This is a genomic window from Nocardia crassostreae, assembly GCF_001613405.1.
Classification (GTDB): domain Bacteria; phylum Actinomycetota; class Actinomycetes; order Mycobacteriales; family Mycobacteriaceae; genus Nocardia; species Nocardia crassostreae.
In genome coordinates this window covers 274,396-300,721 of the sequence record NZ_BDCH01000012.1, presented here as the reverse complement: position 1 = coordinate 300,721, position 26,326 = coordinate 274,396, and the positions used below count along the sequence as shown (strand labels likewise).

Genomic DNA, 26,326 nt, shown 5'->3' with positions numbered 1-26,326 from the left:
GTGACCACCGAATCGAAGAACACGGGCCCGGTTCCGGGTGAGGGGCCCGCGGAAAACAACCTGCCGCGATCTGCGCAGGACTCCGATTCGGCGGCCGATCGGGGGAACCTGCGGCCGTCGGACGCACCGGTGCTGGGGCCGCGGCCGGTCTATCGGCCGCATGTGGATACGCACACCGCGCGCGCCTTCCGCCGCCCGAACGGGCTGAACGGCTCCTTCGCGGCGCGCACCGCGGGCGCGGCGGCGAGTGCGCCGCAGGACGGGCCCGAATTGCAGAACCGGCCCCCGGATGCCGTACTGGCCGAAGCCTTTGCCCGGCCCGCCGGTTCCACCGAAATCCTGCAGCGCGATCCCGACGCCCAGCAGGATCAGGCCGCGCCGTCCGCGCCCGCCGATCCGTGGCGCGATCCCGATTCCGCGGCCCGGCTGGGCGCGCCCGCCCTGGCGGTGCGACAGCCCGCGCCGCTCGTCCCGGGTCGACTGCTGACCGCGCGCGAGGTCCTGTTCGGCGGCAAGGTCTCGCCCAAGGCGCTCGCCGCGCTGACCGCCATTGCCCTGGCCATCGGCCTGGTGGGCGGACTGGTCGGCACGTTCACCGGTGAATCCACCTCGGCGCTCACCTCCCGCAAGGTGGAGTTGCAGACCGCCGACGGACCGGATCAGCCGCACGGCCAGATCACCAAGGTGGTCGACGCGGTCATGCCCGCCATGGTGACCGTGCGGGCCTGGGTCGGCGATACCGGTTCCTCGGGTTCGGGCGTGGTGATCGACGGCGCGGGCTACATCGTCACCAACAACCACGTGATCTCGCTGGCCGCCAATGACAAGAGCGGTAAGGCGCAATTGCAGGTGGTGTTCTCCGACGACACCCGGGTCCCGACCCATATCGTCGGCCGCGACACCAAATCCGATCTGGCCGTGCTCAAGGTGGATGTGAAGAACCTGTCGGTCATCCAGCTCGGCAATTCCCAGGACGTGCAGGTCGGCGATGACGTGCTGGCCATCGGCTCGCCGCTGGGTCTGGAGAAGACCGTCACCTCCGGCATCGTGTCGGCGCTGCACCGGCCGGTGAAGGTGGGCGGCGAGGGCACCGACACCAATGCGGTGCTCGACGCCGTGCAGACCGATGCCGCCATCAACCACGGCAACTCCGGTGGCGCGCTGGTGGATATGGAAGGCCGCCTCGTGGGCATCAATACCGCCATCAAGACCGAGAGCGGCGGTTCGGTGGGCCTGGGCTTCGCCATTCCGGTGGATCACGTGAAGAAGATTTCGCAGGCGCTCATTCGCGACGGCAAGGTGCTGCATCCGAAGCTGGGCGTGAGCGCCAAGACCAAGATCGTCGCCAATGATGTGATGAGCGGTGCGGCCGTGGCCGATGTGCAGCCCGATTCCGCGGCGGCCCGGGCGGGCATCGTGGAGGGCGATGTGATCGTGAAGGTCGGTGATCGCGATGTCTCCGGCCCGGAGGAGCTGACCGTGGCCGTACAGGCGCACGAGATCGGCCAGACGGTGAACGTCCAGCTGATCCGCGACGGCCGCGAGGTGGACGTTCCGGTAACACTGCAGTCCGACGAGGAGTAGGTCCGCCGAGAGTGGCCGAGCGCACGCCCGGCGGGCAAACCACCGGAACCGGGCACAGGTAGCCTGGTTCCGTGTTCAGCAATATCAGCTGGGGCGAGATGCTGATTCTTCTTGTCGCCGCCCTCGTCATTCTCGGTCCGGAGCGACTGCCCGGCGCCGTGCGCTGGACCACGCAGTCGCTCAAGCAGGTGCGCGACTATGCGACGGGCGCCACGTCGCAGTTGAAGCAGGAGCTGGGTCCGGAATTCGACGAGATCCGCAAGCCGCTGGAACAGCTGAACGAACTGCGCAGTATGAATCCAAAATCCATGCTGACCAAACATCTTCTGGACGGCGACGATTCACTTCTGACTGGTAATTTCGACAAGCCTATTACCGCCGGGAACAGCGGTTTCGGGGAATATGGCATGCCGCACCAGCAGAAACCCCTGGAGCGCAACGAACGTCCACCGGTCGATCCGGACGCCACCTGAGGCGGATTTCGTCAAGCGGACTAGACACCCCAAGCTGTTCAGGTATCTAGACTGCGGACATGTCGGCCGATGAGGTGGCCCGGGTATTCGCGATCGAGGACAAGGTCGAACGCCTGAAAGCCGCCACCGAAGGCGTGGCGGCAGCGCAGCAGACCATCAACGAGCTCACGCGCATCCGCCGCGCCGTCATTCGCGAACTGCACGCCGAGGGCTGGACATTTGCCAGAATCGGTGCGTCGGCAGGACTTTCGCGGGCCCGTATCCATCAGGTGAGCACCCAGGGGCCGGTGCCGGAGGGCTTGTTCTTCGGGCACGGCCCGCTGACCATCCTCACCCCGGACGTGCGCAGCACCACGCGCTCCATCGCGCTGGTGGGCGCACCGGACGCCGCGGCGCCGCACCGCCTGGTGGAACTGCTACGGGAACTGGGCTTTACCGCCACCGTGCAGCGCTTCCTGCCGGGACGCCCACTGGATCTGGACCGCGACGGTCTCATCGTCCTCGGCGGCCCGGAGCTCTCCCCCAGCCTGCGCTATCTGGTGGCCGCCGATCCCCGGCTGCGCCGCACCGTGGCCCGGGCCGGACGGGTGCGCCGCGGTATCGAGGACCGGGCCGCGCGCCGGGTGTACCGGCCGGGCGGCACCGAACCCTACGACATCGCCTATCTGGCGCGCCTGCCGCGCCCGGACGGCAAGGGCTCGGTGCTCGTCATAGACGGCCTGCATCCCCCGGCCTCACTGGGCGCGATCCGGCTGCTGGCGACCCGCCTGGCCACCTTGCACGAGCGCGCGAGCACGCATCCGTTCTCGGCCGTGGTGGGCGTGCGCTACGACCGGTCCACCGGTGAGCCCATCGAGGCAGACCTCCTCACTCCCATCTATCGGCACGACAGATAGGAGTCAGGCGGCCGCCCATTCCGGGCGCAGGGTGTTCATGGGCGGGCGGTCGGCGAGGGAGACCTCAGTGGCCTGGGCGGTGAATTCGCCGCCGACGAGCGGGAATTGGGTCAGCGCGGCGCCGGAGTCGGAGACTCCGGCGCGTCCCAGGACGGTGCCGAGGATCTGGCGGCTCATGACGCCGAGTTCGGACAGCGGGCGGTTGCGGTGCTGGCGCACACCGAGATTCACCTGGCCGATGGCGGACAGGCCCAGCATGTCGTGGGTGTCCAGGAGCAGGCCGATCTCGACGCCGTAGCCGGGCGCGAAGGGCACCGCGGTGAGCAGTTCGCGGGTGCCCGCGTACTCGCCTCCCAAGGGCTGCAATACCTTCGAGAGTTCGGGGCGCAGCGCCGCGAGCAGCGGGCGGGCCACCAACTCGGTGACGCGGCCGCCGCCGTTGTCGTCGATGGTGGCGCCCTGGCGCAGCGGGCGGCGGTAGTACGCCTTCACCAGATGCATGCCGTCCACCGTGAGCAGCGGGCCCAGCAGTTTGGGGACGAACATAGGATCGGGATCGATGAGATCCGAATCCACGAAGGCCACCAGATCGCCGCTGGTGACGGCCAGTGACCGCCACAGCACCTCGCCCTTGCCCGGTACGGGCTCGAGTTCGGGGACGGCCTGTTCGCGGGTCACCACGCGCGCTCCGGCGGCGTGCGCGCGCTCGGCGGTGGCATCGGTGGAGCCGGAGTCCAGGACCACGAGTTCGTCGACGAGGGTGCCGAGCAGCGGGCGGATGCTCGCCACCACGGCCGCGACGGTGGCCTCTTCGTTCAGTGCGGGCAGGACGACGGAAACTGTGCGGTCGCCCTTGGCGGAAACGAGTTCTTCAACCGTCCAGTCCGGACGGTCCCAGCTATTGGAATTCACCCAATCGGTCATGCCAGACCTCGCAATGTTCGTGCGGGAGGGCGCAAGCCCTGAATGGCGGCGATCATGTCGACCACCCGACGCGTGGCGGCTACCTCGTGCACTCGGAAAACGCGGGCGCCGGCGGCGGCCGACCAAGCAGTCGCTGCCAACGTTCCCTCCAATCGCTCGGACAGCTCGACACCAAGAGTCTCTCCGATGAAATCCTTATTGCTCAGCGCCATCAAGACGGGCCATCCGGTTTTCACAAGAACGTCTATCGCCCGCAACAATTCGAGCCCGTGATAGGTGTTTTTGCCAAAATCGTGCGTCGGATCGATCAGGATCGAATCTTTTGCCACTCCGGCCGCCGCGGCGTTCTCCGCCGCCGCGACGACGGTCTCGGTCACCTCGGCGACCACATCGGCATAGCGCACACGATGCGGGCGGGTGCGCGGCACCGCCCCGCCGGTATGGCTGCACACGATGCCGACGCCCAATTCGGCCGCCACCCCGACCAGATCCGGGTCCGCGCCCGCCCAGGTGTCATTGATCAGATCCGCACCCTCGGCCACGGCCGCCCGCGCCACCCCGGCGCGCCAGGTGTCGATGCTGATGAGTAGCTCGGGATGGCGTTCCCGAATGGCCGCCACGAACGGCACCACCCGCCGCGCCTCCTCGGCGGCATCCACATCACTGCCCGGCCCGGCCTTCACGCCGCCGATATCGACCAGGTCCGCGCCCTCGGCCACGGCCCTGTCGACCGCGGCCATGGCGGCCTCGTCACTGAAGGTTGCACCTTTGTCATAGAACGAGTCCGGCGTCCGGTTCACGATCGCCATCACCAGCGCCCGATCCGTCGCCACCGGCTTCCCGCACAATGTCGGCAACGGCGCACACATGATCTCGACTGTACCGAGCGCTGTCGCCCACCCGCTGGGCGGGCGACCGAAACCGGGCGCTGAACGGCGGTTCTACCGTTCCAGTGTGCGGCGCAGCGCCGCCATGCCGAGTTCGACCAGCTCGGCGACACGCGGCCCCAGGTCATCGGGCAGCACATCGGTGGTCCACACGAAACGCGTACGGTCCGAGCCCTCGGCCAGCACCTCCATGGAGGCATTGTGATGCGTGAGTCCGGGCATGCCCTCCACCACCGAGTAGACGAAGCGCCGGGCGGCATCGTCGAGGCTCACCACCACCTCGCGAGCCACGAGGCCATTGGCGAACGTCACGACCCGGATATCGCCGTCGAGAGAGGAGTCGGTCAGCACACCCTGGAACAGCCGATGGGCGGAGCCGATGTCGCGCACCGCGTCCCAGACCTTGTCCGGGTGGATGTCGAGGCTGATCTCCCTACGGATTGTCGTCATGGACTCAGCCTCGGGTCTCCCGTTACGGGAGAGTCAAGGGTTCACAGGCGCGGGACCTGGCCCGCGGCCACTTCGGCGGGGTAATCCGAATAGAACGGGACATACCCGTCGGTGCGCCCGGCCAGCACGTAGACGGTGCTCTCGCCGTCGGGTGCGTACCCCTGTTTGCGCAGTTCCACCTTGCGGCTCTTGAAGGTGGAGGTCTGTTCGAGCTCCGCCACCACACGAATGAAGAGCGGTACCGCGTAGGCAGGCAGACGCTCGGTGAGGGCCTTGGCCGCGACGAGACCGTCGAAGCTCGCATCCTCGTGCAGGGTCACCGCCGCCATGCCCGCCTTACCGTCGGCGCCCGGGATGTCGACGCCGTAGACGACCGCCTGGGTGACGGCGTCGATGCCATCGAAGGCGCCCTCCACCTCGGTGGTGGCGACATTCTCGCCCTTCCAGCGGAAGGTGTCGCCGAGCCGGTCCACGAAGGCGATATGACCCCAGCCCTGATCACGCACGAGATCGCCGGTGTCGAACCAGCAATCGCCCGGCCGCAGGCCGTCGCGCACGAGTTTGGCCTCGGTGGCGGCGGAGTCGGTGTAGCCGTCGAAGGGTGAGCGCGTGGTGACCTTGGACAGCAGCAGGCCGGTGCCGCCGGTGCGGACGCGGTGCAGTCTGCCGTCGGGACCGCGTTTGGCCTTGCCGGTGGCGTCGTCGTATTCGACGACCGCGTACGGCAGCGGGGTGAAGCCCGCGGTCTTGTCGACGGTGAAGGCATTGATGAAGGCGACGTTTCCCTCACTGGCGCCGTAGAACTCGACAATGCGCTTGATGCCGAAGCGTTCCCGGAACTCGTCCCAGAGCTCCGGGCGCAGGCCGTTGCCGACGGCGAGGCGGACCGTGTGCAGCCGGTCGGTGCGCTTGGGCGGCTGGTTGATCAGATAGCGGCAGAACTCGCCGATGTAGACGAAGGCGGTGGCCCGGTTGGCCATGGCCTCGTCCCAGAAGCGGGAGGCCGAGAACTTGCGTCCCAGTGCGAAAGTCGAGCCGCCGGAGATCACCGAGGCCAGCGCCACGGTGAGCGCGTTGTTGTGATAGAGCGGCAGGCAGCAGTAGAGGGTGTCGTCGCCGCGCAGCCGCACGCCGAGCCCGCCGATGCCCGCCATGGCCTTGATCCAGCGCAGGTGGGTCATGACGCTGGCCTTGGGCAGGCCGGTGGTGCCCGAGGTGAAGATCAGGTAGGCCCGCTCGCGGGCGGTGATCTGTTCGGTCACAGCGGGATTGCGCGCATCGGCGGTGTGCGCGGCCGCCTCCATCTCCTGCGACCAGAGCACATTCGGGCGGGCCTGGGCGAGCGTCGCCACGGCATCGGCGCACTCCTCGCCGATCACGTCGACCACCGAGTTCAGCAGCCCGAAACTGTGCTGCAGCACGGTATCTCGCTGATTGTGGTTCATGAGTCCGGCGGTGGCGCCGAGTTTCACGACGGCCAGCACGGTCAGCAGCGCCTCGGGCCGGTTGACCATGAGGATGCCGACCACGTCACCGCGTTTCACCCCGCGCGCGCCCAGGACGCTCGCATACCGGTTCACCACGGAATTGGCTTCGCCCCAGGAGTATTCGCGGCCCTCGAAGCGCAGGAACGGCCGATCCGGATGCTTGGCGGCGGCGCGCTGGAAGGCCAGCCCGATGGACGCCCTGTCGCCGGACTTCACCAGCATGTGCGCGGCGCTGCGCACCATGCCCGGCGCCTGCGCGGCCATACCGGGCAGGCTGCGGGCCAGGTCCAGCAGGCTGACTGTCGTGTGGGCATCGGTATTCACTGCGTCGTGCTCCTCACCGGGTCGTGCTCACCCGACACCCTTGCGGATAGTGTCCGAATTGTCGAGAGCCAGGTCACAGTTCGGGGCGCAGCGCGGCGAAGGCCTCGTCGAAATCGGCGGTCCGGACGACCCGGTCGAGAGCCTCGCGACCCACATAGCCGCGGCCGCGCAATTCCTCGATCCAGTCGAACATGCCGCGGTAGTGACCGTCGGGATCGAGCACCACCACCGGCTTGTCCTGCACGCCCAGGTATGCCCCGGTCCAGGTTTCGAACAATTCCTCGAGGGTGCCGATGCCGCCGGGCAGGGTCAGGAAGGCGTCGGCGCGATCGTCCATGACCTGCTTGCGCTCGCGCATGGTGTCGGCGACGATCAGCTCGTCGGCGTCGGTATCGGCGACCTCCAGGTGCACCAGCTTCTTCGGGATGACGCCGACGGTCGCGGCCCCGGCCGCCCGCCCGGCCGCGGCCACCGCGCCCATCATGGACACGCAGCCGCCGCCGGAGACCAATTGCCAACCGCGGCGGCCGATTTCGGCGCCGACCCGGGTGGCCAGGTCCAGCGCGGCCGGATCGGCGGCGCTGGCCGAGCAGTACACGCACACCGCATACGGTTCGCTCACCACTCGTCGGTCACCACCTCGGCGTCCTGCATCTCGGCGCGCGCCCGCGCCGCCTGCAGGACGATCTGCACGACCTCGTCCACGCTGTCGGTGACGTGCAGCAGGCTCATGTCACCGGGTGCGATCTTGGCCGAGCCGAGCAGCGAGTCGCGCATCCAATCCACCAGGCCCGCGCAGTATTTGGTGCCGAACAGAATGATCGGGAAGCGGGTGATCTTGCGCGTCTGCACCAGCGTCAGCGCCTCGAACAGCTCGTCCAGGGTGCCGAAACCGCCCGGGAGGCAGATGAATGCCTCGGAGTACTTGACGAACATGGTCTTGCGGGCGAAGAAATACCGGAAGTTGATCCCGAGGTCGACCCACTCGTTGAGATGCTGTTCGAACGGCAGCTCGATGCCCAGGCCGATGGAATAGCCGCCCGCCTCCGAGGCGCCGCGATTGGCGGCCTCCATGGCGCCCGGCCCGCCGCCGGTGATGACGGCGAATCCGGCGCGCGCCAACGCACCGCCGATCGCCATGCCCGCCTGGTATTCCGGATGATCCGGCGCGGTGCGCGCCGAGCCGAAGACCGCCACCGCGCGCGGCACCTCCGCCAAAGCGCCGAAGCCCTCGACGAATTCGGCTTGAATGCGCAATACGCGCCACGGATCGGTATGCACCCAATCGGCCGCGTCCCGCGAATCCAGCAGGTGCTGATCGGTGGTCCCGATATCCTTCTTCCGATCCCGCCGCAGCATTATCGGACCGCGGAACCGGGGGGACTTCGCCGTACCGGCGCTGGGAAATTCAGCCTCAGCAGACATGCAGCCAACCTACCCGTGCCGGGTTGCGTCCAGGGGAACGTGCCGAATCGATCAGTTTTTGTCGCCCGTCAGATAGCTGCGCAGCATGGACGTGACCTGGGTGATCTGGTCGACCGGCAGGTGCTCGTCGCGCTTGTGGGCGAGATTGGGATCGCCCGGGCCGAAGTTGATGGCCGGAATGCCGCGCGCGGCGAAGCGGGACACATCGGTCCAGCCGTACTTGGCGCGGACGCCGCCGCTGCCGTGCCCGTGCACGATCTCGATGAGATCCTTGGCGGCGGGCGCCGAGAGACCCGGCAGCGCCCCCGGTGCGCCGTCGGTGCGTTCGAAGCCCAGTTCCAGCCCGGCGAAGACCTCGCGGACATGGTCGGTGGCCTGCTCCAGGGTGCGGTCGGGCGCGAAACGGAAGTTCACGTCCACCTCGGCGACGTCCGGGACCACATTGCCCGCCACCCCGCCGGAGACGCGGACCGCGGACAGGCCCTCGCGATACACGCAGCCGTCGATGTCCACCTCCCGCGCCCGATAGTTCGCGAGCCGCTCGAGCACCGGCGCGAGGCGGTGAATGGCATTGTCGCCCAGCCAGGCTCGCGCACTGTGCGCGCGCACGCCCGCGGTGGTGAGCCGCACCCGCAGGGTGCCCTGGCATCCGGCCTCGACCCAGCCGCCGGAGGGTTCGCCGAGTACGGCCAGATCGCCGTCCAGCCAGTCGGGCAGTTCGCGTTCGATGCGGCCGAGGCCATTGAACTCCGAGGCGATCTCCTCGCAGTCGTAGAAGATGAGCGTCAGATCGTGCACCGGCTCGGCGACGGTGGCGGCCAGGTGCAGGAAGACCGCGTCACCGGATTTCATGTCCACGGTGCCGCAGCCCCACAGCTGCCGTTCGCCGTCCGGCCCGACCTCGAAGCGGCTCGGCACATTGTCGGCAATGGGCACGGTATCGAGATGTCCGGCCAGAATGACCCGGGTCGGCAGCCCGCGATCGGTGCGGGCCAGCACGGTATTGCCGTGCCGCACGATCTCGAACCCCTCAATCTGCTCGCGCAGCGCCAGCTCCACCACATCGGCGATGCGCGCCTCGTCCTTGGAGACGCTGGGAATGTCCACCAGAGCGGCGGCAAGGTCGATGGGATCGGCGCTCAGATCGATGGTCACTGTATCCATTTTGCCCTCCGCTTCGCTCCGGGCTGGTTCGCGGCCCCGAAGTCTCGATTCTTCCCTCCCTCCGCTCCTCCGCTTCGCTCCCCCGCTCCACTCAGTCCAGAATCGAGACGGCCGCGAACCCTGCACGTCTTTCACATCGCCGGCTTGCCCGGTGCTTGGTGTTTGGGATCTGGGCGTGCGGTCAGTAGCCGACTCCGGCACGGTAACCTTCCTGACCGTGAGCACTCAGGGAGCAGTAGCAGTCGGACTCGCCACCATCACCGAGAACGGGACGGTGCTGGACACCTGGTACCCGTACCCGGAGCTGGGAGAATTCGCCGAGGCCGGGACGCAGCGCCTGGATGCCTCGGATGTCGAGTACGCCAAGTTCGCCGCGCTGGCGGGCGCGGACAAGGAGCGCCGGGTCGAGCTGGTCGTGGTGCGCACGACCATTGCGGATCTGGCGGCGGCGCCGGTGGACACCCATGACGCGTACCTGCGCCTGCAGCTGCTCTCGCATCGCCTGGTCCGCCCGCACGGCGCGAATCTGGACGGCGTGTTCGGCCTGCTCGCCAATGTGGCGTGGACCAACTTCGGCCCGTGCTCGCTGGAGGAGTTCGAGCTGACCCGGCTGCGGCTGCGCGCTCGCGGCCCCGTGACCGTGTACGGCGTGGACAAGTTCCCGCGCATGGTCGACTACGTGGTCCCCTCGGGCGTGCGCATTGCCGACGCCGATCGCGTGCGCCTGGGCGCCCATCTGGCCTCGGGCACCACGGTCATGCATGAGGGTTTCGTGAACTTCAATGCCGGGACGCTCGGCAGCTCCATGGTCGAGGGCCGCATCTCGGCCGGTGTGGTGGTCGGCGACGGCTCCGATATCGGCGGCGGCGCGTCCATCATGGGCACCCTGTCCGGCGGCGGCAAGCAGGTCATCTCCCTCGGCGAGCGCTGCCTGCTGGGCGCCAATGCCGGTATCGGCATCTCCCTCGGCGACGACTGCGTGGTGGAGGCGGGCCTCTACGTCACCGCGGGCACCAAGGTCACCCTGCCCGACGGCGCGGTCATCAAGGCCGCCGACCTGAGCGGCAAGTCCAACCTGCTGTTCCGCCGCAATTCGGTCACCGGCGCGGTGGAAGTGGTGGCGCACAAGGGCACCGGCATCGAGCTGAATGCCGACCTGCACGCCAACTGATCCGCCTCCCCGAGACTTCAGCGCCCGGCTGAGAGCCGCCGACCGTTGGCAACGCGTGCCAGCGGTTGGGAGACACACCGATTTTGGACGTACCCGACGAGTTACCCGGACCGCACGAAATCAGTTGTCGCCTTCGGATGCAAGCTAGCTATTCGATGCCGAAGGCCAAGACGCGCTCGTGGGTGAGGCGGATGAGTTCGCGGGACATGCCCTGGGCGTAGGGGTCCACGTCTTTCAATGCTTGTGCGGTGCAGCGGATTTCGAGGCAGCGTACGGTCCAGGGGTTGGTCGAGACGACGTCGTCGACGACGAGGGAGACGCGTTCCTCCTTGGCCAGGTTGCGGAACTTCTGGGTGGTGCCCATGCGGTAGCCGCCGATATCGATGGTGCCGAGCGGGGCGTTGTAGCGAAAGCCGACCGGGTTGTTCTGCGGGGAGCCGTCGGGGCGCACGGTGGCCAGGCGGCCGAGCAGCTGGCTCTCGAGGTAGTCGATCTGGGCGGGGGTCAGTCGTGCGATCATGCCTGCGACGGTAGGATCTCGAGTGCACTCGAGGTCAAGACCGCACTTTCTGGAGCAGCTGCTTCTTCTGCACCTTGCCCATGGCATTGCGCGGCAGGCTGTCCACCACGCGCACTTCCCGCGGGCGCTTGTGCAGCGAAAGCTGGTCCGCCACATGGTCGATCAATTGCTGCCGCAGGTCGGCCGAATCGGCGATGCCGTTCCGCAGCACCACGTAGGCGACGATGCGCTGGCCCAGATCATCGTCGGGGACGCCGACGACCGCGGTCTCGGCGACCTCGGGCAAGCCGAGCAGCGCGGTCTCGATCTCGCCCGCGCCGATGCGGTAGCCGCCGGATTTGATGAGGTCGACCGACTCCCGGCCGACAATGCGGTGGAAGCCCTCGGCGTCGATGACCGCGACATCGCCGGTCTTGAACCAGCCGTCCGCGGTGAAGTTCTCGGCGGTGACCTCGGGCTTGTTCAGGTAGCCGTCGAAGAGCATGGGGCCGCGCACCTGGAGTCCGCCGACGCTCTCCCCGTCGTGCGCAACGGGATTGCCCGCCTCGTCGCGCAGGCGGGTCTCGACCCCGGCGATCGGGGCGCCGACCCAGCCGGGGCGGCGTTCGCCATCGGGCCGGGTGGAGATGGTGATCATGGTTTCGCTCATGCCGTAGCGCTCGAGCGGGGCCTGACCGGTGAGTTCGCGCAGGCGCTCGAAGACCGGGACGGGCAGCGGCGCGCTCCCGGAGACGAGCACCCGCGCCTTGGCCAATTCCCGTGCCGCATCCGGTTCTTCGACCACGCGGGACCAGACGGTGGGCACGCCGAAGTACATGGTGCCGTGCGCCTCGGCATACGCCCGCGGCGTGGGCTTGCCGGTGTGGATCAGCGGGCTGCCGATCCGCAACGGGCCCAGCACACCGAGGATGAGCCCGTGCACGTGGAACAGCGGAAGCCCGTGCACCAGCGTGTCTTTCCACGTCCATTGCCAGGCTTCGGCGAGGGCGTCGAGCCCGGCGGCTATGGCGCGGCGGCTGAGCATCACACCCTTGGGCGCGCCCGTGGTGCCGGAGGTGTAGAGAATGAAAGCCGTTGCGCCCGGGTCGGGTTCGGCATAGGTGTGCCACGAGCGCGAATGCTTGCGCACCGGCACCACGGGCAGATCCGAGCCCTCCGGCGCCTTTCCGAGCCAGGCCTGCGCGCCCGAATTCGTTCAGGATGTGCGCCAGTTCCGCGCTTCCGGCATCCGGCGGCACCGGCACCACGGTGACGCCCGCGATGAGGCAGCCGACCACCGCCAGCACGGTGGCCACGGTCGGCTCGGCCAGCACCGCCACCCGATCGGCCCGCGCCACGCGCTCGGCGACCGAGGTGGCGGCGCCCAGCAGATCACTGCGCGAGAGCGTGACGCCCTCGATGGTGACGGCGTCGGGAATATCGGCTCCGGCGGCCACGGCGGCCGAATTCAGCGAACTCAACAACAGCGGCGACCCGTACGACACGCGTTCACGCTACCGGGACCGCATTTCGCCCCAGTTTTGCACTGATCTGTCCAAAATGTGTTAGCGTGAGCCGCATGGCACGACCGAGGGCATTCGACGAGGACCGGGCGGTGGACGCCGCCATGCGCGCGTTCTGGACCACCGGATACGAGGGCACCTCCACCCAGGCGCTGTGCGCGGCCACCGGATTGGGCCGCAGCAGTATCTACAACACCTTCGCCAGCAAGCACGACCTCTTCGAGCGGGCCCTGCGGCACTACATGAACACCAAGAACGACACCATCTTCGAGCTGCTGCACGCCGACACACCGGCCCGGGAGAAGATTCGCGCCCTGCTCTGGCAGGTGATCGACGCTCCCGAGGACGATCCGGTCGGCTGCCTGGTGGTCAACTCGCTCGTCGAGCTCGCGCCGCACGATCCGGAGATCGCCGCCCTCCTGCGCGCGGACGAGCGACGCCGTCTCGACACCATCACCGATGTCATACGCGGCGGTCAGCGCGACGGCGACTTCGGCAACACCGGGGACGCCCGGGATCTCGCTCGGTTCGTCATGGCCACCATCGGCGGTATGCGCGTGACCGCGCGCGGCGGTGCGGACCGCGAGACCCTGAACGCCATTGCGACGACGGCCCTGAACGCCCTGTAATCCAAGACTTTTCACCCCCGGGGCTTTTCCCATGCTCCCGTTTTGTGCAGATCAGTCCAGAACTAGTGAGGTACCCGATGCCATTAGCCGTCTACATCCTGGGATTCTCCATCTTCGCCCAGGGCACCTCGGAGATCATGCTCTCCGGCCTGCTCACGCAGCTGTCCACCGATCTCAGCGTCACCATTCCACAAGCCGGACTGCTGATTTCGGCGTTCGCCGTCGGCATGCTGGTCGGCGCGCCAGTGCTGGCGGTCGTCACGCTGCGCTGGCCGCGGCGCACCGCACTGCTGGCCTTTCTCGCGATCTTCATTGCCGCGCACGTGGTGGCCGCGCTGACGCCCGGCTACTGGGTGTTGTTCGGCACCAGGGTGATCGGCGCCTTCGTCTATGCGGGATTCTGGGCCGTCGCGGCGACCACGGCCTTGAGCCTGGTGCCGGAGAACGCGCGCGGTAAGGCCATGAGCATTGTCGCGGGCGGTCTCACCATCGCCACCATCGCCGGTCTGCCCGCGGGCACGGTGATCGGCCAGCACTTCGGCTGGCGCGGCGCGTTCTGGGCGGTGGCCATCCTGTCGGCGCTGACCATGGCGGGCGTGGCGGCCACCATTCCCGGCGGACGCCCGGACAGCGTGCCGGATCTGCGGAGCGAGGTGCGCGCCATGGCCAATCCGCGACTCTGGTTGTCCTACAGCACGACCGCGGTGTCCACGGGTGCGCTGCTGGTCATCTTCGCCTACCTCGGCACGCTGCTCACCGAGACGACCGGGTTGTCCGCGGGCTGGGTTCCGGCGGTGCTCGCGGTCTACGGTTTCGGCGCGCTGCTCGGCATTACCGTCGGCGGACGCACGGCGGACGCGAATCCCTATCGGACCTTGATCGCGGGCGTGCTCGGCGTCATCGTCATCGCCTCGGCGCTGGCGCTCACCGCGACCGCCGCCCTGCCCGTCGTGGTGTTGTCTTTCCTGTTGGGGGCCTTCGGATTCTCGACCAATCCGGCGCTCAACACGAATGTGTTCACGCTGGCGGGCGCGGCCCCGACGCTGGCCACCGCGGTAAACTTCTCGGCCTTCAATGTCGGCATCACGGTCGGGCCGTGGCTGGGCGGTCTCGCCATTGGCGCGGGCTTCGGATACCCGTCGGTCGCGTGGATCGGCGCGGGTTTGGGCGTGCTCGCCCTCGCCACCATCGTCTGGGCCGCGGCCCTGCGGCGGCGGAGCACCGGCGTCCGGATCGAGCGGGCCGAATTGCAGCCCGCGCACTGACCGGTACCGGCGGGTAAGACACGAAGCGGGCACGAAGCGGCCAAGTCGGTTGACAGGTGAGCCGAGTGGGTAAGAAAGTTCGTATATAACCTTCTCACCGCGAGGATGGGGTCAACGATGACCAGGCCGCTTCGTGCAACGCCCGCACACGCAGTAGGCGAATCGCCGCCGATCGATATCCGGCAGTTCCTCGACGGCGCGGTCGGCCTGCTCGGCGGGGCCGCGAACGTCATCATGCAGCTCTCCAACCGGCCCGTCGGCTACGGCGTGGTGGAGTCCCCGGTGGAGACCGGCAATGTGATTATCCATCCGATCAAGCGGCTGCGCACCACCATCACGTATCTGGCGGTCGCCATGCTGGGCAGCGAGGACGAGCGGGCGGCCTACCGCGAAGCCGTCGACTCGGTGCACAAATACGTGCGCTCCCCCGCCGGAAGTGCGGTGAAGTACAACGCCTTCGACCCGAATCTCCAGCTCTGGGTGGCGGCCTGCCTGTATTGGGGCGCGCGGGACCTGTACGAGCGCATGCACGGCCCGATGAGCGAGCCCGATGCCGACGCGTTCTATCACTACGCCGCCCGGCTGGGCACCACCTTGCAGATGCGCCCGGAGATGTGGCCCGCGGATCGTGTTGCCTTCGACCGGTATTGGGAGGAGAACCTCGCCAAGACCGTCATCGATCCCAAGATCCGCGCCTATTTCGACGACCTCATCGACCTGAAGATGCTGCCGCTCCCCTTCCGGCTGGCCTTCGGCGGCGTGCACCGCTTCTTCGTCATCGGCCTGCTGCCCCCGCATCTGCGCAATGAGATGGGCGCGACCTGGTCACCCCGCCAGGATCGTTTGCTCGCCACGACATTGAAGGCGATCGGCGCGGCCGAATCCGTGCTTCCGGTCCCCGTGCGCAGCTTCCCGCTCAACTACTACCTGTTGGATATGCGTGTGCGCCGCCGCCTCGGCCTGCGCCTGGTCTGAGGCGAAACGGCTTCCGGCTCAAATGATCCGGAAGCCCGGTACCACATGATCGCGCGCGAAGCGGCGCAGGGCCGCCGGATCGCCGAGCGGAATCACGGTCTGCGGCGTGAGCGCCAGCGACAGTGCCGCGCGGGCGATCATCTCGGCGAGCGGCAGCGGATCGCATTCGGGCAGTTTGCCTTCCGCCTGCAGGCGGGCGATGAACTCGGCGAGATAGTCGCGCCCCATCTCGATGACGGGCGCGCCCTGCACCGTGAGGTACGGCAGCACGATCTCCGGTTCGGTCTTCAACAGCCGATCCAGCAGCTGATTCCCGCGCAGCCCCTCGATGAAGGCGATGAACAGCGCGACGATCTGATCCTCGGCACTGGCATCCCGCTCGACCTCGGCCCGAATGGCGGCATCAGCGTCGGCAATGAACTGCCGGGCCTGGCGCAGCCCGACCGCCTGGATCAGATCGTTCTTTCCGGCATAGCGCCGATACAGCGTCGCCAGCGACAGCCCACCGCGCCGGGCCACCTCGACCATGCTCGTCCGCTTGATCCCGAAATCGAGAAAGGCCACCAACGCGGCATCGAGAACCTTCGCCTGATTCCGGTCCTCCGGACCGGATCCGCGCACGAGCGGGAGCAGTTTGGCCAGCTTGGCCATGGTCCGAGCCCTTTCCGGTCGCGAAGATACGATGAGGCACCAATCATCGCACATTGACAGTTGATCACCTCGATGAGAGGGTGAGAGGGTGAGAGGAGAACATTCTCACACTCTCCTCAGCGCCGAGGAGTGACGACGAGGAGTCTAGTCGACGATGACTGCCCCCCTGCGCGAATTCGATGAGTACCGGCCGATTGCGACGTTCGAGCCCCTGACCCCCGAAACAGTCCGCGAGCACATCGACGGCATCGCATCCTTCATGGCGGGCGCGGCCAATGTCGTCATGCAGCTCTCGCTCAAACCGGTCGCCTACGGCGTCATGGAGAGCGAGGTGCACAGCGGCAGCGTCATGGTGCATCCCATCAAGCGGCTCCGCACGACCCTGACCTACCTCGCCGTCGCCATGCTCGGCACCGAGGACGATCGCCGGGACTACCGCGAGGCCGTCAATCACTCGCACCGCACCATCCGCACCAAGCCCGGCAGTCCGGTGAAGTACAACGCCTTCGATCCGAACCTGCAGCTGTGGGTAGCCGCCAGCATCTTCTGGGGCTTCGACGATATGCACCTGCGCATGCGCGGGCCCATGAAACCGGATGTGGCCGAGGCCTTCTACCAGTACAGCGCGCGCCTGGGCACCAGCCTACAGATGCGCCCGGAGATGTGGCCCACCACCCGCGACGAGTTCTACGCGTACTGGGAGGAGAACCTCGCCCAGCGCACCATCGACGACACCACCCGCACGTACTTCAACGATCTGGCCGATCTGAAGATGCTGCCGGTTCCCTTCCCGCTCCTCCTGGGCGGGCTGCACCGCTTCCTGGTCACCGCGCTGCTGCCGCAACATCTGCGCGACGAGATGAACATGTCGTGGACCGCCCGCGACGAACGCGCCTTCACCCTGCTGCTGCGCATGATCTCGGCCGTGTGGACGCGCATACCGACGCCCCTGCGGCTGTTCCCATTCAACTTCTATCTGACCGATATGCGCATTCGCCGCCGCCTGGGCCGCCCGCTGGTCTAACCCCCTTCGGTCAGGGCACGCAGGAAGAAGCCCAGATTGGCCGGACGTTCGGCGAGCCGCCGCATGAGATAGCCGTACCACTGGCCGCCGTAGGGGACGTACACGCGCAGCCCATGGCCCTCGCGCACCAGCCGCCGCTGTTCGGCATCCCGAATGCCGAACAGCATCTGGAACTCGAAATCGGCCGGGGTGCGGTGCTGTTCGACGGCGAGGGTCAGGGCGGCGTCGATCATGGCCGGATCGTGCGAGGCGATCATGGGATAGCCCTTGCCGCGCATGAGGACGTCCAGACAGCGCAAGTAGGAGGCGTCCACCTCGGCGGCGCGCTGGAAGGCCACGGTCTCGGGTTCCTGATACGCGCCCTTGCACAGGCGGATTCGGGCGCCCGCGGCCGCGAGTTCACGCAGCCGGTCCTCCGAACCGCGCAGGTAGGTCTGGACCGCCACGGCCAGCCACGGGAATTCGGCGCGCAGCTGGCGGACCGCCTCCAGGGTCTCCTCGGTGGTGGTGTGGTCCTCGGCGTCGACGGTCACCCAGACCCGGGATTCGTCGGCCTTGGCGCACAGCTTGTGCAGGTTCTCCACGGCAATGGCCGGGCCGTCCTGGCCGAGGGACTGCCCCAGGGCGGAGAGCTTCACCGAGACCTCGACGCCGGGGACCGTGGTGTCGGCGGCCTCCAGGGCGGCCAGGTCGTCGATGAGCGAAACGTATTCCGCGACAGCGGCATCGGCCATGGCGCGCTCGGTGGTGTATTCACCCAGGAAGTCCACGCTGATCATGCGGCCGCCGGCCAGCAGGTCCCGCACCACGGGGACCAGTTCGGCGCGCGTCTCCCCCGCCACGAAGCGGCGGACCACGGCGGCGGTGAGCGGCGTGCGCGTCACCGCCCGCTTCAGCTTCGGCGAATTCGCCGCGGCCAGAATGACCGGCCGCAGCGGATTCATCGCGTCTCCATGTGCGGGTAGCGGTAATCGGTTGGCGGAACGAAGGTTTCCTTGAGGGTGCGCGGTGCGACCCAGCGCAGCAGGTTGAGCGGGGAGCCCGCCTTGTCGTCGGTGCCGGATGCGCGCGCACCGCCGAAGGGCTGCTGGCCGACGACCGCGCCGGTGGGCTTGTCATTGATGTAGAAGTTGCCCGCCGCGAAACGCAAAGCGGTGGCGGCGTGTTCGACCGCGTGCCGGTCCCGGGCGAAGATCGCGCCGGTGAGACCGTACGGCGAGGTGGACTCGACGGTGGCGAGCATGGTCGCGAAGCTGTCCGGACTGCTGTCGTCGTAGACGTGCACCGACAGCACCGGGCCGAAATACTCGGTGGCGAAGGCTTCGTCGCCGGGATCATCGCCGAGTAGCACGGTCGGCCGGATGAACCAGCCCTCCGCATCGTCGTAGACGCCGCCCGCCGGAATAGTCAGGCCGCGGCTGCGGGCATTGGCGATGGCGGCCACATTCTTGTCGTAGGCGCGCTTGTCGATCACCGCCCCACCGAAATTCGACAGATCGGCGACATCGCCGTAGGTGAGCTCCTCGACCTGCGCCAGGAAGTCCTCACCCATACTGCGCCAGACGGATTTGGCGATATAGGCGCGGGAGGCCGCCGAGCACTTCTGCCCCTGATACTCGTAGGAGCCGCGAATCAGGGCCGTGCGCAGCGCATCCGGATCCGCCGAGGAGTGGGCGACAATGAAATCCTTGCCGCCGGTCTCGCCGACCAATCGCGGATAACCTTGGTAGCGGCCGATATTCGCGCCGACCGACTGCCACAGGAACTGGAAGGTACGGGTGGAGCCGGTGAAATGGATGCCCGCCAGCCGGGAATCGGCCAGTGCGATCTCCGACAGCTGCGCCCCGTCACCGGTCACCATATTGATCACGCCGGGCGGCAGGCCCGCGGCCTCCAGCAGCCGCATGGTGTAGAAGGCCGAAAGCGTCTGCGTGGGCGAGGGTTTCCACACCACGGTATTGCCCATCAGGGCCGGTGCGGTGGGCAGATTCCCGGCAATGGCGGTGAAGTTGAACGGGGTGATGGCGTACACGAACCCTTCCAGGGGCCGATAGTCCATCCGATTCCACACCCCCGCGGCGGATTCCGGTTGCTGCGCCAGGATCTCCCGCGCGAACGCCACATTGAAGCGCCAGAAGTCCACCAGTTCGCAGGGCGCGTCGATCTCGGCCTGCTGCGCGGTCTTGGATTGGCCGAGCATCGTTGCGGCGGCAATGGTTTCCCGCCATGGCCCGGCCAGCAGATCCGCCGCCCGGAGCAGGACGGCGGCCCGTTCCTCGAAGGGCAGCGCCCGCCAGCCCGGCGCGGCGGCCGTGGCGGCCTCGATGGCCGCCCGGCCCTCGTCGTGTGTGGTGTTCGTATAGGTCCCCAGCACCTGCCGATGACGATGCGGCATGGTGATGTCGAACCGCTCGCCGGTACCAGGCTGATGCTTTCCGCCGATCACCAGTGGTACGTCCACCGATGCAGCGGAAAGCTCAGCGAGCTTGGCCGACAGCAGCTCTCGTTCCCGGCTGCCCGGTGCGTAGCTGTGCACCGGTTCATTGGTCGGGGCGGGGACAACCGTGACAGCGTCCATATCCCAGGCTATCGCGAACTTTGCCGCCGAGCAGGGAGGAACGCGCCAGCTCCTTCCGGCGTATCCGCGCAGCTACCGTAAATCCGTCGCGACTATCTGCTCGATATTGCGTTCGGCCAGCGCGGTGATGGTGACGAAGGGATTGACCGTGGTGCTGCCCGGAATCAGCGAGCCGTCGATGATGTACAGGCCCGGATAGGAGGTCAGCCGCCCGTAATTGTCGGTGGACTGGTCGAGCACGCAACCGCCGAGCGGGTGATAGGTGAAATCGTCGCCCCAGGTCTTGTACAGGCCGAACAGATCGGTCCGGTAGATGGTCCCCTCCTTCTTGTTGATCTTGTCGAAGACCCGTTTGGCGGCATCGATACTGGGCTGCGCCCAGCCGGTCTGCCAGTTCAGGTCCACGCCGCCGGTACCCGAGTTGAAGGTGAACTTGCCGCGGTTGGGGTTCTTGGTAATGGCCAGGTACAGGCTGATGAAGGTCTCCAGCCCGGCCGGAATGGGCGAGACCTCGGCGAAGACCGGTCCGGCGGTATCGGCCCAGTTGCCGATGCCCAGGCAGGGGATACAGGATTGCAGGCTGCCGGTGTCGTCCCACATGTGATTGGCCCGCGCCACCATCACATTGCCATTGTTGCCCCAGTTGGATCCCACGGTGTCCGGTAGATCGGGCAGTTTGCCCTGGGCCTTCATGGCCACCAGCAGCTTGCTCGTGCCCACGCTGCCCGCCGCGAAGAACACGCGCTGCGCCACAACCGCTTTGGTCGCCACGGTGGCTCCGCCGGTGTCGAGCTGCTTCATCTCGACCTTGTATCCGCCCTCGGTCGGCGAGACGGCCGTGACCTGGTGCAGGGGCGCGATGCCGACCTTGCCGGTGGCCACCGCCTCGGCCAGATAGGTCTTGTCGACGGAGTTCTTGCCGTAGTTGTTGCCGTAGATGACCTCCGACGCCAGCGCCGAGCGCGTGGCCTGGTTCGCCTGCTCCTGCTTCATGTAGTCGAAGTCGTAGACATTGGGCACGAAGGTCCAGGCGAAGCCGGAGCGCTCGGCGTGCTTGCGGCCCACGCGCGCGTACTTGTAGCACTCGGCGTCCTCGAACCAGCTCTGGTCGAGATTGTTCACGCCGAGGGCGGCATTGGCGCGCGGGTAGTAGGTGGAGTACATCTCCCTGGCGTCGACCGAGGGCAGGATGCTGCCGAAGTACTCCTGCTTCGGGGTGACGGCCATACCGCCGTTCACCAGCGAGCCGCCGCCGACCCCGCGTCCCTGGTAGACGCGGATGCCGCTGAACTTCTCGGAATCCAGTACGCCCGTGTACTTCTGGATGTCCTTGTTGTAGTCGCCGCCCGCGAAATTGGAGATGGGCTGATCGGTCCGGGTGCGCAGCCAGAACGAGCGGCCGTCCGGTTTCAGCATGCCGCAGAAGATCTTTCCGTCGGAGCCGGGCGCGGTCCACGACATGCCCATCTCGACGACGGCGACCTCCACCCCGGCCTGCGCCAGTCGCAGTGCGGCCACCGCACCGCCGTAGCCACTGCCGATGACGAGCGCGGGCACCCGATCGCCGTCTGCCAGCTGCTTGGTCGGCAGCGCCTGCGCCAGCGTCCGGCGACCGAGGACGGCGGCGCCCAGAATGACACCTGTTGCAGCTAGGAACCCCCGGCGGCTGACGTTACTGCCATAGCGGCTCTTACCAGAGTTTTCGTACACGAGTCCACGCACTGAAAGGCTCCTCATCGAGTGTGCAATGAGAACCTGTTATAGATGTTGTGAAGCATGCCCGTGTCAGTTTCGGGGAACAACGAAAAAAGTCCGGTCGCAGGAGCAACCGGACTTTCGTTTTCGCTTGTGTGCGACCCTGACGGGACTCGAACCCGCGACCTCCGCCGTGACAGGGCGGCGCGCTAACCAACTGCGCCACAGGGCCTTGAAGTATTCAGGCCACCGGGCCTTGCAACGCCGTAGACGTTAGCACGAGCCCGATTGCCAACGGAAATCAGCTGGTCAGACGCTCAGCGGCGGTCGCGATGCGTTCGTCGGTGGCCGTCAGCGCAATGCGGACGTGCTCCGCGCCGCGGGGTCCGTAGAACTCGCCGGGGGCGGCGAGAATGCCGCGCTCGGCCAGCCAGTCCAGGGTGGTGCGGCACGGTTCGCCGCGGGTCGACCACAGGTACAGGCCCGCCTCGGAGTCGTCGATGCGGAAACCGGCCGCCAGCAATGCCTTCCGCAGCACCTCGCGGCGCGCGCGGTAGCGCTCGCGCTGCTGCGCCTCGTGGGTGTCGTCGCCGAGGGCGGCGGTCATGGCGGCCTGGATGGGGTACGGCAGCATCATGCCGGAGTGCTTGCGCACCTCCAGCAGTTCGGCGATGAGCGCCGGATCGCCGGTCACGAACCCGGCGCGGTAGCTGGCCAGATTCGAGGTCTTGGACAGCGAGTGGATGGCCAGCAGGCCGGTGTGATCGCCGTCGGAGACCTCGAGGATGGAGACCGCCCGGCCCTCCCAGGGCAGCCCCAGGTAGCACTCGTCGGAGGCGAGGATCGCGCCGCGCTCGCGGGCGAATTCCACCACCTTGCGCAGGTGTTCGACGCCCAGCACCTTGCCGGTCGGGTTGGACGGCGAATTCAGGAAGATGAGCGCCGGGGATTCCGGGCCCAGCCGCGTCACCCCGTCGGCGCGCAGAATGCGGGAGCCGGACAGCAGCGCGCCGACCTCGTAGGTGGGGTAGGCCACCTCGGGGATGACGACCAGATCGGCCGGGCCGAGGCCGAGCAGTCGCGGCAGGCCCGCGATCAGTTCCTTGGTGCCGATGGCGGGCAGGACCGCGGCCGGGTCGATGCCGGTGATGCCGAAGCGCCGCTTCAGCGATTCCACCACGGCCGCACGCAGTTCGGGCGTGCCGTGCGTGGTCGGGTAGCCGGGTACCTCGGCCACCGACGCCAGGGCGGTGCGGATCAGCGGATCCACCGGATCGACCGGCGTGCCGACGGACAGATCCACGATGCCGCCGGGATGCGAAGCGGCCTTCGCCTTCACCGAAGCAATGGTGTCCCAGGGGAAATCGGGCAGCAGCGAACTGACCCGGCCACGCGGCGCAGTCAAGTTCTACCTACTCCGAAGCCATCGACGGTAGCGCGGCGATGAACGGCGGGTCGTAGTCGACCTTGCCGACCTTGGTGGCGCCGCCGGGCGAGCCGAGATCATCGAAGAACTCGACATTGGCGTTGACGTAACCGCTCCACTGATCCGGGGTGTCGTCCTCGTAGAAGATCGCCTCCACCGGGCAGACCGGTTCACATGCACCACAGTCCACGCACTCGTCCGGTTGGATGTACAGCATGCGGCCGCCCTCGTAGATGCAGTCCACGGGGCATTCCTCGATGCACGCCTTGTCCTTCACGTCAACGCACGGTTCAGCGATGATGTACGGCACTGCCGCTCTCCTAGTCTGTCCTCACATGTGGGGTCGTTCCGCACTGGCGAAACAAGTATCCCGGCCCGGCGAAACAGTATCCCGACGCCCCAACATTACTACTGGTCAGCCTGCCCTAACTTGACTGGATTATGTCTATCCAACCACTAGGGAGACCGGTGGCCGATGCGGCGGCACACCATAGGTGGTGGTGCGCTGCCGGACCGGGCGACCGATACCGGTGGCGATCTCGGTCAGTTCCTCGACGGTCTTCGCTGATCCGTGTTCGGAGCCAGCCATGCGGGAGATGGTTTCCTCCATCAGGGTGCCGCCCAGATCATTGGCGCCGCCATTGAGCATGAGCTGCGTTCCCTTGATGCCGAGTTTCACCCAGCTGGTCTGAATGTTCTGGATGCGCCCGTGCAGCATGATGCGCGCGAGTGCGTGTGCCGCTCGATTGTCGCGGATGGTGGGGCCGGGGCGCGAGGCCCCCGCCAGATAGAGCGGGGCGCTCTGGTGCACGAAGGACAGCAGCACGAACTCGGTGAAACCGCCTGTCTCGTCCTGGATTCCGCGCAGCACGCGCAGGTGGCCGACCCAGTGCTTCGGGTTGTCGACATGGCCGTACATCATGGTCGAACTGGAGCGAATGCCCAGCTTGTGGGCGGTGGTGATGACATCCACCCAGGCCGAGGTGGGCAGTTTGCCCTTGGTCAGAACCCAGCGGACCTCATCGTCGAGGATCTCGGCGGCGGTGCCCGGAATGGTGTCGAGCCCGGCCTCTTTCAGCGCCGACAGCCAATCGTGAATGGATTGGCCGCCGCGGGAAGCGCCATTGACGACCTCCATGGGGCTGAACGCGTGCACGTGCATGCCCGGGACGCGCTGTTTGATGGCGCGCACCAGATCGGCGTAGCCGGTGACCGGCAGTTCCGGGTCGATGCCGCCCTGCATGCAGATTTCGGTCGCGCCCTCGACATGCGCCTCCCAGGCGCGGTCGGCGACCTCCTGGGCGCTCAGGCTGAAGGCGTCGGCATCGCCCTTGCGCTGGGCGAAGGCGCAGAAGCGGCAGCCGGTGTAGCAGATATTGGTGAAGTTGATATTCCGGTTGACGATGTAGGTGACATCGTCGCCGACGGTGTCGCGGCGCAGCTGATCGGCCAGTGCGGCGACGGCTTCCAGGGCCGGGCCGTCGGCGGTGGCCAGGGCCAGATACTGGTCGTCGGTGAGTCCGGCGGGATCGCGTTCGGCGGCGCGCAGGGCGGACATGACGTCGGCGTCGAAGCGTTCGGGCGCGGCGGCGGCCAGTTCGTGCACCTGTTCGCGAATGCTCTCCCAGTCGCCGAAGGCGCCAAGACCGTCGGATTCGAGACCGGAATCACTGCGGGACTCGGTGTTCCGTCCCTCGCTGTCGATGGCGGTATTGAGATCGATGCGGCCGACCGACTCCCAGTCATGGTCGGGCCCCTGCCACGGCAGGCCCGTCGGGTTGACCTCGCGGGCCAGGCCGGTCTTCGGATCGGCAAGGGCCGCAACATGCTTGGAGACGCGCGGGTCGATCCAGGGGTGGCCCGCCAGCACGTATTTCGGGTGCGCGGTGAGGCGCTCGGTGAGGACGTAACCGGCCTCGGCGGTCACCTGGGCCAGGACTTCCAGATTCGGCCAGGGCCGTTCCGGGTTCACGTGGTCGGGGGTGAGCGGCGAGACCCCGCCCCAGTCGTCGATACCGGCGGCGATGAGCGCCCGGCATTCGTCCAGGGAGACCAGGTTGGGCGGGGCCTGGATGCGCATCTTCGGGCCGAGCAGCAGCCGGGCCACGGCAATGGTGGCGCGGAATTCCTCGAAGTCGGCATCGGGGGTATTGCGCATGGCGGTGTCGTGCTTGGCCAGGAAGTTCTGCACGATCACCTCCTGTACGTGCCCGAAGGCCTTGTGCGCCTTGCGGATCGCCATGATCGATTCGGCGCGCTCGGTGAGGTTCTCGCCGATGCAGACCAGAATGCCGGTGGTGAACGGGACCGAGAGCCGCCCGGCGTCGGTGAGCGCGCGCAGCCGGACCGCCGGATCCTTGTCCGGGCTGCCGTAGTGCGCCTGGCCGGGTTCGGTGAACAGGCGGGTGGAGGTGGTCTCCAGCATCATGCCCATGGACGGGGCCACCGGCTTGAGGCGCGACAGTTCCTCCCAGGTCATCACGCCCGGATTCAGGTGCGGGAGCACGCCCGTCTCCTCCAGGACGCGGATGGACATGGCGCGCACGTAGTCGAGGGTGGAGTCGTAGCCGCGCTCGTCCAGCCACTGGCGGGCCTCGGGCCAGCGCTCCTCGGGGCGGTCACCGAGGGTGAAAAGCGCTTCCTTGCAACCCAATTCGGCGCCCTTGCGGGCGATCTCGAGGACCTCGTCGGGCTCCAGGTACATGCCCTTGCCCTGGGCACGCAGCTTGCCCGGCACCGTCACGAAGGTGCAGTAGTGACACTTGTCCCGGCACAGGTGGGTGAGCGGAATGAACACCTTGCGCGAGTAGGTGATCGGCAGCGTCGCCGTATCCGATTGCGGCACTCGCGACCCCTGCATGGTTACGCGAGCTGCCGCCTCCGGGCTTGACGCGAGTGCCGCGGCCGCGTACCCGGCCTCACGTAATCCGGCGTCGCGCACCCGCGCCGCCGACGCGCTCAGATCCTCCAGATCGGCGCCGCGCGCCTGCAGCAGCACCACCGCCTCGTCGAGGTTGAGGGTCGCCCCGTCGCGGGCCCGCCTCAGCGCCCGGCGCATACCGGCGGGGCTGGGTGCGGTGGGGGCGGACGGGGGCAGTTTCGGGTTCGGTAGATCCGTCACGTCTTCGATCATGCGCCATCCATCCGACTGATCCGACTCGGGTACCATAAGAGCAAGCAACCGGGCGCACCGGAGGAGTATTCCGGCGTGCGCCCCCGAATAATGGTGGCGCACGCGCGGGCGGAATGCGCGATCGTATGTCCAGCGAACCAACC

23 protein-coding genes, 1 tRNA gene and 1 pseudogene are annotated in these 26,326 nt (G+C 67.5%); 8 read left to right on the top strand and 17 right to left on the bottom strand.

From position 1 onward, the window contains the following. From NC4_RS08200 to NC4_RS08190, 3 genes are all read left to right on the top strand, one after another. Positions 1–1,584 (top strand): S1C family serine protease, encoded by a 1,584-nt coding sequence (locus NC4_RS08200; protein ID WP_084528676.1) that lies wholly within the window; start codon positions 1–3, stop codon positions 1,582–1,584. Between the two features lie 71 nt (positions 1,585–1,655). Beyond that, positions 1,656–2,057: a Sec-independent protein translocase protein TatB gene (tatB, locus tag NC4_RS08195; RefSeq protein WP_067534563.1), complete on the top strand. Its 402-nt coding sequence runs from the start codon at positions 1,656–1,658 to the stop codon at positions 2,055–2,057. Positions 2,058–2,116: 59 nt separating this feature from the next. After that, the gene (locus NC4_RS08190) at positions 2,117–2,953 is read left to right on the top strand and encodes a hypothetical protein (RefSeq protein WP_067534560.1); all 837 of its coding nucleotides are present in this window, start codon (positions 2,117–2,119) and stop codon (positions 2,951–2,953) included. Positions 2,954–2,956: 3 nt separating this feature from the next. On the opposite strand, the gene NC4_RS08185 is transcribed toward NC4_RS08190, so the two are convergent. The 7 genes from NC4_RS08185 to dapE form a co-directional block, all read right to left on the bottom strand. Beyond that, complete coding sequence (locus tag NC4_RS08185) at positions 2,957–3,877, bottom strand: glucosyl-3-phosphoglycerate synthase (RefSeq protein WP_067534558.1); 921 nt, start codon at positions 3,875–3,877, stop codon at positions 2,957–2,959. Continuing rightward, complete coding sequence (gene folP, locus NC4_RS08180) at positions 3,874–4,746, bottom strand: dihydropteroate synthase (protein WP_067534555.1); 873 nt, start codon at positions 4,744–4,746, stop codon at positions 3,874–3,876. Before folP ends, NC4_RS08185 begins: the two co-directional genes overlap by 4 nt. 72 nt (positions 4,747–4,818) lie before the next feature. Continuing rightward, positions 4,819–5,214 (bottom strand): SRPBCC family protein, encoded by a 396-nt coding sequence (locus NC4_RS08175; protein WP_067534552.1) that lies wholly within the window; start codon positions 5,212–5,214, stop codon positions 4,819–4,821. 41 nt (positions 5,215–5,255) lie between these two features. Then, on the bottom strand, positions 5,256–7,025 hold the full coding sequence (locus tag NC4_RS08170) for a long-chain-acyl-CoA synthetase (protein ID WP_067534549.1): 1,770 nt from the start codon (positions 7,023–7,025) through the stop codon (positions 5,256–5,258). 73 nt (positions 7,026–7,098) lie between these two features. Beyond that, positions 7,099–7,650 carry an LOG family protein gene (locus tag NC4_RS08165; RefSeq protein ID WP_067534546.1) on the bottom strand — a complete coding sequence of 184 codons (552 nt, stop codon included), beginning with the start codon at positions 7,648–7,650 and terminating at the stop codon, positions 7,099–7,101. Further along, positions 7,644–8,450, bottom strand: coding sequence for an LOG family protein (locus NC4_RS08160; RefSeq protein WP_067534543.1), 807 nt, complete (start codon positions 8,448–8,450; stop codon positions 7,644–7,646). The genes NC4_RS08165 and NC4_RS08160 overlap by 7 nt, the downstream gene beginning before the upstream one ends. 51 nt (positions 8,451–8,501) lie before the next feature. Beyond that, the gene (gene dapE, locus NC4_RS08155) at positions 8,502–9,614 is read right to left on the bottom strand and encodes a succinyl-diaminopimelate desuccinylase (protein ID WP_067534540.1); all 1,113 of its coding nucleotides are present in this window, start codon (positions 9,612–9,614) and stop codon (positions 8,502–8,504) included. A gap of 217 nt (positions 9,615–9,831) precedes the next feature. Here dapE and dapD point away from each other — a divergent pair, with 217 nt between their 5' ends. Continuing rightward, positions 9,832–10,785, top strand: a complete 954-nt coding sequence (dapD, locus tag NC4_RS08150) for a 2,3,4,5-tetrahydropyridine-2,6-dicarboxylate N-succinyltransferase (protein WP_067534537.1) — start codon at positions 9,832–9,834, stop codon at positions 10,783–10,785. A 148-nt stretch (positions 10,786–10,933) separates the two neighbouring features. On the opposite strand, the gene NC4_RS08145 is transcribed toward dapD, so the two are convergent. Together NC4_RS08145 and NC4_RS08140 are read right to left on the bottom strand one after the other, a co-directional pair. Beyond that, entirely contained in the window at positions 10,934–11,305 is a 372-nt protein-coding gene (locus NC4_RS08145) for a PPOX class F420-dependent oxidoreductase (protein WP_067534534.1), read from the bottom strand. Between the two features lie 34 nt (positions 11,306–11,339). Next, positions 11,340–12,771: pseudogene (locus NC4_RS08140) on the bottom strand (acyl-CoA synthetase). 92 nt (positions 12,772–12,863) lie between these two features. Here NC4_RS08140 and NC4_RS08135 point away from each other — a divergent pair. The 3 genes from NC4_RS08135 (at position 12,864) to NC4_RS08125 (ending at position 15,676) form a co-directional block, all read left to right on the top strand. Then, complete coding sequence (locus NC4_RS08135; protein ID WP_067534531.1) at positions 12,864–13,436, top strand: TetR/AcrR family transcriptional regulator; 573 nt, start codon at positions 12,864–12,866, stop codon at positions 13,434–13,436. Between the two features lie 77 nt (positions 13,437–13,513). Next, positions 13,514–14,701 (top strand): Cmx/CmrA family chloramphenicol efflux MFS transporter, encoded by a 1,188-nt coding sequence (locus tag NC4_RS08130; protein ID WP_067534528.1) that lies wholly within the window; start codon positions 13,514–13,516, stop codon positions 14,699–14,701. 117 nt (positions 14,702–14,818) lie between these two features. Then, positions 14,819–15,676 (top strand): oxygenase MpaB family protein, encoded by an 858-nt coding sequence (locus NC4_RS08125; RefSeq protein ID WP_067534525.1) that lies wholly within the window; start codon positions 14,819–14,821, stop codon positions 15,674–15,676. A gap of 18 nt (positions 15,677–15,694) precedes the next feature. On the opposite strand, the gene NC4_RS08120 is transcribed toward NC4_RS08125, so the two are convergent. Next, positions 15,695–16,327: a TetR/AcrR family transcriptional regulator gene (locus NC4_RS08120; protein ID WP_067534522.1), complete on the bottom strand. Its 633-nt coding sequence runs from the start codon at positions 16,325–16,327 to the stop codon at positions 15,695–15,697. 154 nt (positions 16,328–16,481) lie between these two features. Here NC4_RS08120 and NC4_RS08115 point away from each other — a divergent pair, with 154 nt between their 5' ends. Then, the gene (locus NC4_RS08115) at positions 16,482–17,351 is read left to right on the top strand and encodes an oxygenase MpaB family protein (RefSeq protein WP_067534519.1); all 870 of its coding nucleotides are present in this window, start codon (positions 16,482–16,484) and stop codon (positions 17,349–17,351) included. Here NC4_RS08115 and NC4_RS08110 read toward each other — a convergent pair. From NC4_RS08110 to NC4_RS08080, 7 genes are all read right to left on the bottom strand, one after another. Continuing rightward, entirely contained in the window at positions 17,348–18,295 is a 948-nt protein-coding gene (locus NC4_RS08110; RefSeq protein WP_067534516.1) for a proline dehydrogenase family protein, read from the bottom strand. The genes NC4_RS08115 and NC4_RS08110 overlap by 4 nt on opposite strands. After that, positions 18,292–19,929, bottom strand: coding sequence for an L-glutamate gamma-semialdehyde dehydrogenase (gene pruA, locus NC4_RS08105; protein WP_067534513.1), 1,638 nt, complete (start codon positions 19,927–19,929; stop codon positions 18,292–18,294). Before pruA ends, NC4_RS08110 begins: the two co-directional genes overlap by 4 nt. Positions 19,930–20,001: 72 nt before the next feature. Next, positions 20,002–21,651 (bottom strand): GMC oxidoreductase, encoded by a 1,650-nt coding sequence (locus NC4_RS08100; RefSeq protein WP_245721561.1) that lies wholly within the window; start codon positions 21,649–21,651, stop codon positions 20,002–20,004. A 131-nt stretch (positions 21,652–21,782) separates the two neighbouring features. Continuing rightward, positions 21,783–21,856: transfer RNA gene (locus NC4_RS08095), tRNA-Asp, on the bottom strand. A gap of 69 nt (positions 21,857–21,925) precedes the next feature. After that, on the bottom strand, positions 21,926–23,029 hold the full coding sequence (dapC, locus tag NC4_RS08090; RefSeq protein WP_067534507.1) for a succinyldiaminopimelate transaminase: 1,104 nt from the start codon (positions 23,027–23,029) through the stop codon (positions 21,926–21,928). 7 nt (positions 23,030–23,036) lie between these two features. Beyond that, entirely contained in the window at positions 23,037–23,360 is a 324-nt protein-coding gene (gene fdxA / locus NC4_RS08085) for a ferredoxin (protein ID WP_067534504.1), read from the bottom strand. Between the two features lie 135 nt (positions 23,361–23,495). Then, positions 23,496–26,183, bottom strand: a complete 2,688-nt coding sequence (locus NC4_RS08080) for a bifunctional FO biosynthesis protein CofGH (protein WP_067535947.1) — start codon at positions 26,181–26,183, stop codon at positions 23,496–23,498. Positions 26,184–26,326: the final 143 nt, after the last annotated feature.

Bases quoted from the DNA above. Each gene is read 5' to 3' on its own strand.
- NC4_RS08190 (WP_067534560.1), top strand. From the start codon at position 2,117: ATGTCGGCCGATGAGGTGGCCCGGGTATTCGCGATCGAGGACAAGGTC.
- NC4_RS08185 (WP_067534558.1), bottom strand. From the start codon at position 3,877: ATGACCGATTGGGTGAATTCCAATAGCTGGGACCGTCCGGACTGGACG.
- folP (WP_067534555.1), bottom strand. From the start codon at position 4,746: ATGTGTGCGCCGTTGCCGACATTGTGCGGGAAGCCGGTGGCGACGGAT.
- NC4_RS08175 (WP_067534552.1), bottom strand. From the start codon at position 5,214: ATGACGACAATCCGTAGGGAGATCAGCCTCGACATCCACCCGGACAAG.
- NC4_RS08160 (WP_067534543.1), bottom strand. From the start codon at position 8,450: ATGTCTGCTGAGGCTGAATTTCCCAGCGCCGGTACGGCGAAGTCCCCC.
- dapE (WP_067534540.1), bottom strand. From the start codon at position 9,614: ATGGATACAGTGACCATCGATCTGAGCGCCGATCCCATCGACCTTGCC.
- NC4_RS08145 (WP_067534534.1), bottom strand. From the start codon at position 11,305: ATGATCGCACGACTGACCCCCGCCCAGATCGACTACCTCGAGAGCCAG.
- NC4_RS08135 (WP_067534531.1), top strand. From the start codon at position 12,864: ATGGCACGACCGAGGGCATTCGACGAGGACCGGGCGGTGGACGCCGCC.
- NC4_RS08130 (WP_067534528.1), top strand. From the start codon at position 13,514: ATGCCATTAGCCGTCTACATCCTGGGATTCTCCATCTTCGCCCAGGGC.
- NC4_RS08125 (WP_067534525.1), top strand. From the start codon at position 14,819: ATGACCAGGCCGCTTCGTGCAACGCCCGCACACGCAGTAGGCGAATCG.
- NC4_RS08120 (WP_067534522.1), bottom strand. From the start codon at position 16,327: ATGGCCAAGCTGGCCAAACTGCTCCCGCTCGTGCGCGGATCCGGTCCG.
- NC4_RS08115 (WP_067534519.1), top strand. From the start codon at position 16,482: ATGACTGCCCCCCTGCGCGAATTCGATGAGTACCGGCCGATTGCGACG.
- NC4_RS08110 (WP_067534516.1), bottom strand. From the start codon at position 18,295: ATGAATCCGCTGCGGCCGGTCATTCTGGCCGCGGCGAATTCGCCGAAG.
- pruA (WP_067534513.1), bottom strand. From the start codon at position 19,929: ATGGACGCTGTCACGGTTGTCCCCGCCCCGACCAATGAACCGGTGCAC.
- NC4_RS08080 (WP_067535947.1), bottom strand. From the start codon at position 26,183: ATGATCGAAGACGTGACGGATCTACCGAACCCGAAACTGCCCCCGTCC.